Origin of the sequence: Pseudomonas sp. GD04058 (genome assembly GCF_029836855.1) — a bacterium.
GTDB lineage: Bacteria > Pseudomonadota > Gammaproteobacteria > Pseudomonadales > Pseudomonadaceae > Aquipseudomonas > Aquipseudomonas bharatica.
In genome coordinates this window covers 22,335-35,667 of record NZ_JAOECN010000009.1, presented here as the reverse complement: position 1 = coordinate 35,667, position 13,333 = coordinate 22,335, and the positions used below count along the sequence as shown (strand labels likewise).

General features: G+C 61.5%; 11 protein-coding genes. 4 read left to right on the top strand and 7 right to left on the bottom strand.

The window, feature by feature from the left end:
- The first annotated feature begins 6 nt into the window (after positions 1–6).
- Positions 7–1,437: an exodeoxyribonuclease I gene (gene sbcB / locus N7650_RS10360; protein WP_279898099.1), complete on the top strand. Its 1,431-nt coding sequence runs from the start codon at positions 7–9 to the stop codon at positions 1,435–1,437.
- 66 nt (positions 1,438–1,503) lie between these two features.
- On the opposite strand, the gene mvaT is transcribed toward sbcB, so the two are convergent.
- The gene (gene mvaT, locus N7650_RS10355; protein WP_009401198.1) at positions 1,504–1,884 is read right to left on the bottom strand and encodes a histone-like nucleoid-structuring protein MvaT; all 381 of its coding nucleotides are present in this window, start codon (positions 1,882–1,884) and stop codon (positions 1,504–1,506) included.
- A gap of 301 nt (positions 1,885–2,185) precedes the next feature.
- Here mvaT and purU point away from each other — a divergent pair, with 301 nt between their 5' ends.
- Positions 2,186–3,037 (top strand): formyltetrahydrofolate deformylase, encoded by an 852-nt coding sequence (gene purU / locus N7650_RS10350; protein WP_009401197.1) that lies wholly within the window; start codon positions 2,186–2,188, stop codon positions 3,035–3,037.
- A 145-nt stretch (positions 3,038–3,182) separates the two neighbouring features.
- Here purU and N7650_RS10345 read toward each other — a convergent pair whose 3' ends face one another.
- The 4 genes from N7650_RS10345 to N7650_RS10330 form a co-directional block, all read right to left on the bottom strand.
- Positions 3,183–4,175 carry a lysylphosphatidylglycerol synthase transmembrane domain-containing protein gene (locus N7650_RS10345; protein ID WP_037060739.1) on the bottom strand — a complete coding sequence of 331 codons (993 nt, stop codon included), beginning with the start codon at positions 4,173–4,175 and terminating at the stop codon, positions 3,183–3,185.
- Positions 4,172–4,936 carry a polysaccharide deacetylase family protein gene (locus N7650_RS10340; RefSeq protein ID WP_009401195.1) on the bottom strand — a complete coding sequence of 255 codons (765 nt, stop codon included), beginning with the start codon at positions 4,934–4,936 and terminating at the stop codon, positions 4,172–4,174. The genes N7650_RS10345 and N7650_RS10340 overlap by 4 nt, the downstream gene beginning before the upstream one ends.
- A complete protein-coding gene (locus N7650_RS10335) occupies positions 4,929–6,053 on the bottom strand; it encodes a glycosyltransferase family 1 protein (RefSeq protein WP_009401194.1) in 1,125 nt (374 codons plus the stop codon). The genes N7650_RS10340 and N7650_RS10335 overlap by 8 nt, the downstream gene beginning before the upstream one ends.
- Before the next feature lie 144 nt (positions 6,054–6,197).
- Positions 6,198–8,072, bottom strand: a complete 1,875-nt coding sequence (locus tag N7650_RS10330) for a methyl-accepting chemotaxis protein (RefSeq protein ID WP_279898095.1) — start codon at positions 8,070–8,072, stop codon at positions 6,198–6,200.
- Positions 8,073–8,245: 173 nt separating this feature from the next.
- On the opposite strand from N7650_RS10330, the gene N7650_RS10325 reads away from it, so the two are divergent.
- Positions 8,246–9,712, top strand: a complete 1,467-nt coding sequence (locus N7650_RS10325) for a helicase HerA-like domain-containing protein (protein WP_279898093.1) — start codon at positions 8,246–8,248, stop codon at positions 9,710–9,712.
- 168 nt (positions 9,713–9,880) lie between these two features.
- Here the strand turns inward: N7650_RS10325 and N7650_RS10320 are convergent, their stop codons facing one another.
- Positions 9,881–11,353 carry an inorganic phosphate transporter gene (locus tag N7650_RS10320; RefSeq protein ID WP_009401191.1) on the bottom strand — a complete coding sequence of 491 codons (1,473 nt, stop codon included), beginning with the start codon at positions 11,351–11,353 and terminating at the stop codon, positions 9,881–9,883.
- 327 nt (positions 11,354–11,680) lie between these two features.
- Entirely contained in the window at positions 11,681–11,887 is a 207-nt protein-coding gene (locus N7650_RS10315; RefSeq protein ID WP_009401190.1) for a hypothetical protein, read from the bottom strand.
- Positions 11,888–12,422: 535 nt separating this feature from the next.
- Between N7650_RS10315 and pcaR the strand changes: the two genes are divergently transcribed.
- Positions 12,423–13,298 carry a pca regulon transcriptional regulator PcaR gene (gene pcaR / locus N7650_RS10310; protein ID WP_170394293.1) on the top strand — a complete coding sequence of 292 codons (876 nt, stop codon included), beginning with the start codon at positions 12,423–12,425 and terminating at the stop codon, positions 13,296–13,298.
- Positions 13,299–13,333: the final 35 nt, after the last annotated feature.

The following is a 13,333-nucleotide window of genomic DNA, read 5'->3' as shown; positions in this document are numbered from 1 at the left end:
ATCGCCGTGACCTCCAGCATTTTCTGGCACGACTACGAAACCACCGGTATCGATCCACGCTGCGACCGGCCCTTGCAGGTCGCCGGCGTGCGCACCGATCTGGACCTCAACGAGATCGAAGCGCCGGTCAACCTGTTCTGCCAGCCGAGCGACGATATCCTGCCGCACCCGGCCGCCTGCCTGATCACCGGGATCACTCCGGCGCAACTGGCCCGTGATGGCCTGGCCGAAGCCGACTTCATGACCCGGGTGCATGCCGAGCTGGCTCGTCCCGGTACCTGCGGCGCCGGCTACAACACCCTGCGCTTCGACGATGAAGTGACCCGCTACAGCCTGTACCGCAATTTCTTCGATCCCTATGCCCGTGAATGGCAGGGCGGCAACAGCCGCTGGGATCTGATCGACACGGTGCGCACGGCCTATGCGCTGCGTCCCGAGGGGATCGAGTGGCCGCAGGTGAATGGCCAGGTCAGCCTGCGCCTGGAACTGCTCAGCGCGGCCAACGGCATCCATCACGGCCAGGCACACGAGGCCTTGTCGGACGTGCGCGCAACCATCGCCCTGGCCCGCCTGATCCGGCAAAAGCAACCGCGCCTCTATGAGTGGCTGTTCGAGCTGCGCAGCAAACATAAAGTCCTCGATCAGATCCGTCTGTTGCAGCCCTTGGTACATATTTCCGGACGTTTTTCGGCGGCGCGTAATTATCTTGGCGTGGTGCTGCCGCTGGCTTGGCATCCGGCCAATCGCAATGCCCTGATCGTTTGTGACTTGCACCAGGATATTGCACCGTTGTTGAAGGAAGATTCCGAAGTATTGCGCCAGCGTTTATACATGCGTCGCGAGGAAATGCCTGAAGGACAATTGCCGGTTCCTCTCAAGTTGTTGCACATCAATCGCTGCCCGGTGGTGGCGCCATTGGCGGTATTGCGCAAGCAGGATCAGCTCCGCCTGGGCCTCGATATGTCCGAATTGCTACGCCGTGGTGAACAGCTGATTGCCGTGCGGGAGCAGTGGGAAAATAAATTGACGTCAATTTATGAAGGCAGGGAATTTGCCCCTGGTGAAGATCCCGAGCAGCAGCTGTATGACGGATTTTTCGGTGACCGCGACCGGCGTCTGTGCGAGCAGGTACGCATGGCCGATCCTCAGCAATTGGCGAGTGGGCAGTGGATGTTCGACGATCCGCGTCTGACAGAGTTATTGTTCCGATATAGGGCCAGGAACTTTCCGGCGAGCCTCAGTGAAACGGAGCAAGTGCAATGGAGAACATTCTGCCAGCAGCGGCTTAATGACGAAGCGATGGGCGCGCCGCATACCCTCGCCGCCTTTGAAACCGCGCTGCAGGAGGCTTTGGCTACGGCCGATGGCGCGCAGCGGGCCTTGCTTGAAGCGTGGCGTGCACACGCCAATGGCCTGCGCCAGCGGCTGGGAATGTAAGCAATGTAAAGACCGCCCAATAAAAAACGCCGGCATGCCGGCGTTTTTTATTGGTAGAGGCGCAAATCAATCCAGCAGGGTAGCCCAGCCTTCTACAACGTCACCGCCCCACTTGGCTTTCCACTCTTTGAGGGTCTTGTGGTTGCCACCTTTGGTTTCGATGATTTCACCGTTGTGCGGGTTCTTGTATTGCTTGACCTTGCGAGCGCGCTTGGTGCCGGCGGGTTTAACTGCAGCGCCACGTGGCGCCTTGTTCAGCTTGGCGTCCGGGTCCAGCAGGGCAATGATGTCTTTCAGGGATTTACCGTAGGTCCCCATCAGATCGCGCAGCTTCTTTTCGAACTCCAGCTCTTGTTGCAGCTTGTTGTCTTCGGACAGATTCTTCAGGCGGGCTTGCAGTTCTTTGATGGCTTCTTCGGTGGCGCGATATTCGTTGATCAGGGACATGAGTCGTTCCTTGCAAATTGGGAGTTCTGGGTAACAGTGGGGCAATAATAGTCAGACAATTTGCTCAAGTAAACATTGAAGTGCTGCACGTTTGATTGTTTATTCCCGGCATCGATTGTGGCGCTGGCACTTTACAACTCCCGTCGGGTGAAATTCGCAACTAATTCAATGTCGCTTTTCCGAGACCGGGCCGACAGCCGCTGCTCCAGATGCAGCGGCTCCCCGGACGTCACATGGATACTGAAGTTTTGCCCGGCAGTCGTTAGAATGTGCGCCTTTGCGAAGTTCTGGAGCCCCCTGCATGCGTACCTATCGGCTGGTGATAGCCTGCCCCGACCGTGTCGGCATCGTCGCCAAAGTCAGTAATTTCCTGGCGTCCCACAATGGCTGGATCACCGAAGCGAGCCATCATTCCGATGACCTGAGCGGCTGGTTCTTCATGCGCCACGAAATCCGTGCCGATACCCTGCCGTTTGGCATCGAGGCGTTCCGCGAGGCATTCGCGCCGATCGCCGAAGAGTTCTCCATGACCTGGCGCATTACCGACACCGACCAGAAAAAGCGTGTCGTGCTCATGGCCAGCCGCGAGTCCCATTGCCTGGCCGACCTGCTGCACCGCTGGCACAGCAACGAGCTGGACTGCGAAATCCCTTGCGTGATTTCCAACCATGACGATCTGCGTAGCATGGTCGAGTGGCATGGCATTCCGTTCTTCCACGTTCCGGTCGACCCGAAGGACAAGCAGCCGGCGTTCGCCGAAGTCTCGCGCCTGGTCAAGGAGCATGGTGCGGATGTGGTGGTGCTGGCGCGCTACATGCAGATCCTGCCGCCGCAGCTGTGCGAGGAATACGCGCAGAAGGTCATCAACATCCACCACAGCTTCCTGCCATCCTTCGTCGGTGCCAAGCCGTACCACCAGGCCTCGCTGCGCGGTGTGAAGCTGATCGGCGCGACCTGCCACTACGTTACCGAAGAGCTGGACGCCGGCCCCATCATCGAGCAGGACGTGGTACGTGTCAGCCACAGCGACAGCATCGAGGACATGGTTCGTTTCGGTCGTGACGTCGAAAAGATGGTCCTGGCCCGTGGCCTGCGTTACCACCTGGAAGACCGCGTGCTGGTGCACGGCAACAAGACCGTGGTGTTCAACTGAGGCCATGGCCGATCCGCTCGACAAGGCTGCGGCCCATCCCCCGCCTACTCTGGGCGAGGGTTGTCTCAGCCGTTATGACCCGGATGCCCTGGGCAGCGAGGACGGCACCGATTTCCCCGGTGCCGCCGAGCTGTGGCAGGCACAGTTAGCGGCGCAGGCCGCTGATCCGTTCGAGCAGCGGCTTGCCCAGCAGGCAGAGGAAGACCGGCCCGCCGGCGACCAGGTAGAAATAGTAGGTAACAACCCGCCAGACCAGCACCGCGGCCGCCGCCGTTGATTTGCCGACCATCGGTGTCAGCAAGGTTGCAGAGGTCAGTTCCGCCGCACCCGCGCCGCCCGGCAGCAAGCTGAATTGCCCGGCACTCAACGACAGCACCTGGACCAGGAAACTGGACACCCACTGCAGGTTGCCCCCCAGCCCCGCCAGGACCAGGTAAAGCACGCTGTAGCGAAGCGCCCAGTGCAGGCAGGTGAGCATGAACACCAGGGCCAGCACCCTGCGCGGCAGACGCAAGGTCGCCCGGAATGCCCGGAAGAAATGCAACAGTCGTCTTGCCCAGCGCCGCCGCGTTGCGCTGCGTACATTCAGTTTCTTCAGCAGGCGGCCATTCCAGCGCATCCAGTCGCGCCGCCAGCGCAGCAACCCGATACCCATGCCCAGTACCGCGAGCATCAGCAGCGCGCTGCCCAGCAGCATGCCTTCAAGGCTACGCCCCACGCTGTGAAACAGGGTATAGATGACGATCGCGAAAACGGCGCAGAGGAAAAACAGCAGGTCATTCAACTGGTCCATGGCGAATACCGCGCCACTGTGGGCCGGCCGTACACGATCCCGCGAGAGCAGGGCCATCAGGGTCAGCGGGCCGCCGCTGCCGCCGGGTGTGGTGCAGATGGCGAACTCCGTGGCCATGACCACCCCGAGGCTGCGCAGGCGGCCGATCTTCTCGCCCTGGCTGCCCAGCAACAAGCGCAGGCGCAACGAATTGAGCGCCCAGCACAGGACGATCATGCCGAACAATGCCAGCAGCAGCCCTGGAGGAAAGCCGCGCAGGCGAGGCAGCAGGTCACTGCCTCCGAGCAGGACCGGCACCAGCGCTGCCATCACCAGCGCTGCCAGCAGCCAGCCGAAGCGGTTCACGGCACCGGCCTGCTGGCCAGCCACGCCATCTTGGTCATGGGCGTACGCCCGTCGGCGAGTAGGCGCTGCAAAGTATCCAGCCAATAATTGCGGGAAAAGTCATGACGCATATCCACCGGATGCAGCCCCAGGCGCAGGGTGCTGGCACCGTGCATGCGTCGCTCCTGCATTGTGCTGACGGCTTTCGACAAGCCCCGGCGCCAGGCGCTGCGTGCGCTCCACACCAACCCCGGAGCCTTGATCGCGGTGAAGTCCGGCAGTCGATAGAGATGCTGCGGGTCGCTGGTGTAATGCAGCGGTAGCTGGCGCAGTGCCTGGCGGGTGCCTTCGCTCATCAGCCAGGCGGGGGCGACGAAGCCGGTCAGTGGCCAGTCCAGGCGCTGGAACAGCTCGACCCCTGCTTCCAGGCGCTGCAATGCCTGGGCTTCGCTCAAACCGTAGAACTCGCCCTCCCAAGTGTAGATGCGGCGCATGAAGTAGTCGCGAAGCGAGCGCGGGGCGGGCCCATCGTCGGCGTGGTAATAACCGTGCAGGGCCAGTTCGTCGCCACGCACCAGCCGTCGTTGCATGATCCGGCGAAACCCGGCGTCTTGCTCCAGGGCATTGCGCTTGTGGAAATCCGGGACCACCAGCAGGGTCATGGGCACCTCGCCCAGGGCGTCCACGGCTTCGACGAAGGGCTGGTAGTCCGGCCAGGTTTCCGGCGCTACGTCGTGCAGTACCAGCAGCACGCTACGGCCGGCAGCGAGGCGCTCATGCATGGGCGCGTACCGGCAGGTCGCTGTAGCCGAGCACCGCGCGGTAATGGGCAAGCAGGCCGCTGACCACGTTGTCCCAACTGTAGTGCCGCTCTACATGCCGCCGTGCCTGTTGCCCGAGTTCATGGGTGCCGCGCTCGAAGACCTCGCGCACCGCATTGGCCATGGCCTGGCCGTCACCCGGCTGGCAAAGCTGGCCGCAGCCTGGATCGACGATCTCGGTAAAGGCCCCGGCGGCCACCGCGACCACGGGAGTACCGCTGGCCATGGCTTCGAGAATCACCAGGCCGAAGGTTTCCTGGTCGCCGGCGTGCACCAGCAGGTCGGCGCTGGCCAGCAGCCGGGCGACTTCGCTGGCCGGGCGGAAGCAGTCGAACACCGTGACGTTGTCCGGCACATTGGCGGGCATATGCGAGCCCACCAGCAGCAGGTGCCAGGGCTTGCCGAGGCGCTGGATGCAGTCGAGCAGCACCGGCAGGTTCTTTTCCCGCGAGCCGCGTCCGGCGAAGACCAGCAGGCGAGTATCGTCGCTCAGCCCGAGTTCGGCACGCAGTCCAGGGTCGCGGCGTTCTGGATGGAAGGTCTCCAGGTCGACGCCCAGGCGCTGCACATGCACATCACGTATGCCAAGTCTGCGCAGCTTGTGGGCCATGACCTGGCTAGGCGCGAGAACCCGGTCGAAATTGCCGTAGAGCCTGCTGACATAGGCTTCGACATTGGGGGTAAACCAATTGCCCATGCGGTTGCTGACCAGCAGCGGCAGATCGGAGTGATAAAAGCCGATCACCGGCACGTCCAGCCGGCGACGCGCATCCAGCGCAGCCCAGGCGGTGAGGTAGGGGTCGCCGACCTCGATCAGGTCGGGCTGCAGCTCGCGCAGGACATTGCACCAAGGCGCCAGGCGCAGCGGAAAACGGTAGCCGTTGCCGAATGGCAGCGGCGGGGCGGGTACCTCGTGGATTCCGTTGTGGTGGCGCGCGCTGGCGCCGGGAATCAGCAGGCTGTGTCGAACATTCGGTGCAAGGCCCAGGCGGCGGTGTTTGGCATCAAGATAGGTACGCACTCCGCCGCTGGCAGGGGCGTAGAACATGGTGATGTCAGCGATATGCACGATCAGCATCCCTCCCGGATCTTCTTTCGGACAGTCATGCGGCGCAGGCAAGCCGCAGTTACGTGCCTTAAGGTTGACCCTGGACAAGGATAGTTTGTTCGAATTGTTACGGCAGGGTCCGGCGGCAATCTGCCGCCGGACGGGGCGGTGGGATCAGATGCGGAAGCTGCCGACCAGGTGCTTCAGGCGACCGGCCTGTTGCTCCAGGTCTGCGCAGGCGCGCAGGGTCGATTGCAGGTTTTCGACACCTTCCTGGTTGAGCATGTTGATTTCACTGATATCCATGTTGATCGAGTCGACCACGGCGGTCTGTTCCTCGGTGGCAGTGGCCACCGACTGGTTCATGCCGTCGATCTCGCCGATGCGCTGGGTCACGCTGCTCAGGCGCTCGCCCGCCTGGTTGGCGATGCTTACGCTGTCGTGGCTGTGGCGCTGGCTTTGGCTCATGGTTTCCACGGACTCGCGGGCACCGACCTGCAACTCTTCGATCATGTTCTGCACTTGCTGCGCCGACTCCTGGGTGCGGTGCGCCAGGTTGCGCACCTCGTCGGCCACCACCGCGAAGCCGCGCCCGGCCTCGCCGGCGCGTGCCGCCTCGATGGCGGCGTTGAGCGCCAGCAGGTTGGTCTGCTGGGAAATGCTGGTGATCACTTCGAGGATCTGGCCGATGTTCACGGTCTTGCTGTTCAGCGTCTCGATGTGGGTACTGGAGGTCGAGATCATGTCCGACAGACGATTCATCGCCTGAATGCTACGGTCCACTACCTGCTGGCCTTCCTCGGCCAGATGACGCGCCGAGCTGGCCTGTTGCGAAGCCTGGGCAGCGTTATGGGCGATCTCCTGGGCGGCGGCACCGAGCTGGTTGATTGCCGCGGCAACGCTGTTGGTGCGGTTGCTTTGCTCATCGGAGTTGACCATCGACGAGTTGGAGGCCGCGACCACGCGCAGGGCCACCTCGTTGACATGCTCGGTGGCCGAGGCCACTTCGCGGATCGACTGGTGGATACGTTCGACGAAATGGTTGAAGGCCTTGCCGAGCATGCCGAATTCGTCGTGGTTGTGAATGCTCAGGCGACGGGTCAGGTCGCCTTCGCCCTGGGCGATGCCTTCCATCGCGCGGATCATGGTATGCAGCGGACGCATCAGCACGTTGATCAGCAGGCCCAGCAGGCCGATGATGAAGCCCACCGCAATGATGGTGGCGATCACTGCCGATGTCCGGAACTTGCTGAGCATTCCGTAGGCCTTGTCCTTGTCTACAGCCAGGCCGATATACCAGTTGGCCGAAGGCAGGCCTTTGACGGGGGTAAAGCTGAGGATGGTCGGCTTGCCGTCCATTTCCACTTCCACCGGCTTCTTGTCCAGGCGTGGGGTGTTGCTCGGGAACAATTCGCTCATGGCCTTCATGGTCAGGTCCTTGTTCGGGTGAACGAGGATCTTGCCCTGATCACTGACCAGGAAGGCGTAGCCCATGCCGCCGAAATTCAGCGAGTTGATGATTTCCACCAGGCCATCGAGGGCCAGGTCGCCACCGACCACGCCGATCTGCGCGGATACCGGGGTGACGATGGAGATCACCATCTTGCCGGTGCTCATATCGATGTAGGGCTCGGTCAGGATGGTCTTGCCGGCGGCCAGGCCGTCCTTGTACCAGGGACGAGCACGCGGATCGTAACCATCGGGCATCTTCAACTGCGGACGAATGGTGAAATCACCATTCGGATGGCCCATGTAGGTAGTAAGGAAGCTGGATGTCAGTGCTTTCTGGCCGAGCACGGTGCCGACGTTCTGTGGATCGGCAGCGATGTTCTGCACCGCGTTCTCTACCAGCAGAATGCGGCCATCAAAAAGATTCTTGATATTGGTCGCCGTGGTATCGCCCATCTCGCCGAGATAGTTCTCCAGGTTTTCCCGGATGGCATTACGCTGCAAGTAGTCGTTGTACAAGGTGAACAGGCTGAACGCGAGCATCACGATCAGTGAGGCAGCCAACAATATCTTGTGGCTGAAACGGAGATTTTTATTCATGGCGTGTTGGGTCCGCTAAGGTCTTGAATATCCGGGTGGTTCGCACGGAGTCGCTGATGAGAGTCAGAGAGAGGTCCCATGTCCTTATCGGGGATTTCCTGTTTTTCGAGCGATCAATCACACTTTGATATCGGCTGATTCACACAAAAGCTTTATATGGAGGATGAAAAAACATGCCGGACTCCACGCAATTCGTTCTGGGTGCAGACCTTGACGGACAGCCGGTTTCCCAGGCCCTGCGCCTGACCAACCGGCACGGCCTCGTCGCGGGTGCCACCGGCACCGGAAAGACCGTAACCCTGCAACGCCTGGCGGAAGCTTTCAGCGATGCCGGCGTGGCAGTGTTCGCCGCCGATGTGAAGGGCGACCTTTGTGGCCTGGGCGCAGCGGGCAATCCCCAAGGCAAGGTGGCCGAGCGCATTGCCGGGATGTCCTGGCTGAACCATCGCCTCCAGGCCTATCCCGTGACCTTGTGGGATATCCACGGTCAATCCGGTCATCCGCTGCGTACCACCTTGAGTGAAATGGGGCCGCTGTTGCTGGGCAACCTGCTGGAGTTGAATGACAGCCAGCAGGCTGCACTGTATGCCGCCTTCAAGGTGGCGGATCAGGAAGGTTTGTTGCTCCTGGATATCAAGGACCTCAAGGCGTTGCTCGGGCACCTCAAGGACAACCCGCAAGTGTTGGGTGAGGACGCCGCGCTGATGACCAGCGGATCGACCCAGGCCTTGTTGCGACGCCTGGCGACCCTGGAGCAGCAGGGCGCCGAGGCGCTGTTCGGCGAGCCGGCACTGCAACTGGAAGATCTGTTGCACCCTGCACCGGACGGACGCGGGCGTATTCATCTGCTCGATGCCAGCCGCCTGATTCACGAGTCGCCCAAGGTCTATGCCACCTTCCTTTTATGGCTGCTGGCGGAGCTGTTCGAACAGTTGCCGGAGCGCGGTGATGCGGACAAGCCATTGCTGGCGCTGTTCTTCGACGAGGCGCACCTGCTGTTCAACGGCACGCCCAAGGCCTTGCAGGATCGGCTGGAGCAAGTGGTGCGGCTGATTCGCTCCAAGGGCGTGGGCGTGTACTTCGTGACCCAGTCGCCAACTGATCTGCCGGATGATGTGCTGGCCCAGTTGGGCTTGCGGGTTCAGCATGGTTTGCGCGCCTTTACCGCCAAGGAGCAGAAGTCGCTGCGTGCGGTGGCGGATGGTTTCCGGCCCAACCCGGCGTTCGACACCCTCACGGTGCTCACCGAGCTGGGAATTGGCGAAGCGCTGGTGGGCACCTTGCAGGACAAAGGCACGCCGGGGATGGTGCAGCGCGTGTTGATCGCCCCGCCACAGTCGCGGATCGGTCCCTTGAGCGAGGCGGAGCGGGCGGCGTTGGTGGCCGGGTCTCCATTGGCGGGGCGTTATGACAAACCGATCGACCGCGAATCGGCCTATGAAATCCTGATGGCACGCAAGGGCGAGGCGCCGGTGGTAGCCGCCAAGGAAGAAGAGAGCCTGGCGGACAAGGCCGGGGAGTTCCTGCAGAGTGCGGCAGGACAGGCGATCAAGTCGGCGGTGCGGCAGGCGGCGAACCAGTTCGGGCGGCAGTTGGTGCGGGGGTTGATGGGGTCTTTGCTGGGCGGCAAGCGCAAGTGATGTGTTGTTCTTGAGGGCCTCATCGCTGGCAAGCCAGCTCCCACAGGTTCTGTGTACGCCGCGAAACCTGTGGGAGCTGGCTTGTCGGACCGCCGCACCGCAGCGATGAGGCCCGAGAGGGCAATAAAAAAGGCGCCTGTAGAGGCGCCTTTTTCAATTCTCTGCAAATCAGCCAACGAACCGCGTCGACAACCAGAACAGCCCGGCCGCCAGGCCCATCGACGCCGGCAGGGTCAGCACCCAGGCGAGCAGGATGGTCCGTACGGTGCCGCCCTGGAGGCCGCTGCGATTGGCGACCATGGTTCCGGCCACACCGGACGACAGCACGTGCGTGGTCGATACCGGCAGGCTGAAGACGTTGGCCATGCCGATGGCGCACGCCGCGGTGATCTGTGCCGACATGCCCTGGGCATAGGTCATGCCCTGCTTGCCGATCTTCTCGCCGATGGTCAGCACGACGCGCTTCCAGCCAACCATGGTGCCCAGGCCCAGGGCCAGGGCAACGGCCAGGATGACCCAGAACGGCGCATATTCGGTGGTGGCGGTGAGGTCCTTGCGCAGCTTGTCGAGGTCGGACTTCTCGCGAGCCTCCAGGCCCGGCAGCTTGCCGACCTTCTTCGCGGTGTCGTCCAGGCACAGCAGGTAACGACGCACTTCGACACGCTTCTCGGCGCTCAGCGCGCGATAGTCGGCGACGCCTTCCAGCGATTGCTGCAGCGCGGCGATGGTCGGCTCGGTCTGGTGCGGGTTGCAGCTGAACTGCTCAGGCAGATCGCCCTTGGCAGCCTTGCCCAGAGCCAGGAACTCACCAAGGGTTTCGTGGTTGCGCTGGTAGAACTGGCTCAGGTGCAGGGTGGCGTCGCGGGTCCGCTCGATCTGGTAGGTGGTGCTGTTGAGGTCAAGAACGAATTGCTGCGGAACGATACCGATCAGTACCAGCATGATCAGGCCGATACCTTTCTGGCCATCGTTGGAGCCGTGCACGAAGCTCACGCCCATGGCCGACATGACCAGCACCAGGCGGTTCCAGAAAGGAGGGTGCTTCTTGTCGTCGAGCATGCGCCGTTGCTCCGGCGTCTTGTGCATCTTCGACAGCGGACGCCACCATTTCAGGCCCAGCAGCACCAGCGCGGCGACCAGGAAGCCGGCCATGGGCGAAAGGACCAGGGACATGCCGATATCGATCGCTTTCTGCCAGTTGACGCCATCGCCCAAGGGAATGTCGTTGAGCAGTGCATTGGCCAGGCCGACGCCGAGGATCGAACCGATCAGGGTGTGGGAACTGGAAGCCGGAATGCCGAAATACCAGGTGCCCAGGTTCCAGGCGATGGCGGCGGCCAGCAGCGAGAAAACCATGGCCAGGCCGTGCCCGGTGTTGACGTTGATCAGCAACTCCACCGGCAACAGGTGGACGATGGCATAGGCAACACCGACACCACCGAGCAGCACGCCGAGGAAGTTGAAGACACCGGAGGCGAAGACCGCCAGTTGCGGGGGCATGGCCTTGGTGTAGATGACTGTCGCTACCGCGTTCGCGGTGTCATGAAAGCCATTGATGAACTCGAAGGCGAGTACGAAGGTCAAGGCGAGGATGAGGCTCACCAGTACCCACGCATCAAGTCCGCTGAATAATTCGATCATGAAGGTTTTCTGACCCGGTCATAAGGGGGCGCGATTATGCCAGAAATCCCCCGTAATCAATGCACTGGCTGCTGACGGGTGGAGGGCAGCAGAGTGCCGCAGGTTCACCCGTTCGGACGAGTGGCTGGAAGAAAAACGCGGCTAAAATCCACGAGAAAGCGACTATTTGGTATGAAAATCGTGAATTCTTGATGTCAGAAAAATTTCAAACGAACGTATGAAATTTGTCAGAAACCATTACGGTTTCATCTTCAATAGCTGATGCAGGCGCCGGGGTACCTGCATGGACAGGTACCGTTGCGGTCCGGAACGGGTCGGCGTCGGGGCTCAAGTCTCCTCGGGCTTGCCGTCCTTTTCCTGTTCCATCTTGCGCAGTTCTTCGGCGAATACCTGGTCCATCACCGTGGCACGCTTGCGCCAGGGCTTGCGTTCCGGTTCGGGTTGCGCGGCATAGGTGGTGACTTCGCCACCATAGACTTCCTTGAAACGTTGTTCCTGGCGCTCAAGTTCCGCGCGCAGTTCGTCTTTCGTCACAGTGCTACCTGTCGATCAAGTTACGCTGGCTTACGCGAGGCGTTAGTACTGAGGTGACGTCACGCGCGCGCGGCTACGGTTGCCAGAGTTGATAAAGGCTGTCGTAGCAACAGACTTTCGTCTGGTGTCGGCGCAGGGTTGCGCCTGACACGGGGATTCGGCAAGTCCAACAGGGAATCCATATCGACGAGGCCCGGACGGGCGACATCGTTGCCCGAGTATAGCAAGTGAAGGGAAGATGGATACGTCCAATTATGGGGTAGAAGAATCAGGACATTAAAAGAAGGGACTTTGTTTCCCTCTTTGTTACGTAAAACAATATATATGCAAGAACCGCTTGTTACGGGTTCAAAGAAAAACGGCCTCGCTGGTGGGCGAGGCCGTACCCGGGACTTCTACGGTGGGTACCTGACCAGTCTCTCCAAGAAGCCACAAGGGCGAAGGAAAGGTATAAGCAATTATGGCGTTTGGTCAATTGCGATTATCGGTCGATGGTTCGATAATCGCCCTCGTGAGAGTGTGACCGAGGTGAGTCATGAGCGATGAAACAGCCCCGAAGGGTTCAGGTTTGAGCGACCAGGTACGCAATTCATTCTCGTCACTGGCGCCGCCTATCGTGGCGTCGCCAGCCAGGCGCATCCAGGCGTTCACCGGCGATCCGGATTTCATGACTTCCCTGGCCCGTGGCCTGGCGGTGGTGCAGGCATTCCAGGAGCGCAAGCGACACCTGACCATCGCCCAGATCAGCCACCGTACGGAGATTCCCCGGGCGGCGGTGCGGCGCTGCCTGCATACCCTGATCAAGCTGGGCTATGCCACCACCGACGGGCGCACCTATTCCCTGCTGCCCAAGGTCCTGACCCTGGGCCACGCCTATCTGTCGTCTACGCCGCTGGCGGTTTCCGCCCAGCCGTACCTGGACCGCATGAGCGACCAACTGCATGAAGCCTGCAACATGGCGACCCTGGAAGGCGACGACATCCTTTATATAGCCCGGTCCGCCACCGTTCAGCGGCTGATATCGGTGGACCTGTCGGTGGGCGGGCGCCTTCCGGCCTACTGCACCTCGATGGGCCGCATTCTCCTCGCTGCCCTGGACGACGCCAGCCTCCATGAATACCTCGATCGCGCCGACCTGCAGCCCAAGACCAGCCGCACCATCCACGATCCGCAAGCGCTGCTCGAATGCCTGCAGGTGGTCCGCCAGCAAGGCTGGTGCATCGTTGATCAGGAACTGGAGCAAGGCCTGCGCTCCATCGCCGTGCCGGTCTACGATGCTTCGGGGCAGGTGCTGGCGGCGCTGAACGTCAGTACGCATGCCGGCAGGGTCAGCCGCAGCGAGCTGGAGCAGCGTTTCCTGCCGATCATGATCGCCGCCAGTCGCGATCTCAGCGCCCAGCTTTTCGCCTGAAAGGCATGCAAACCTGTTCGATAAACGCACACTGA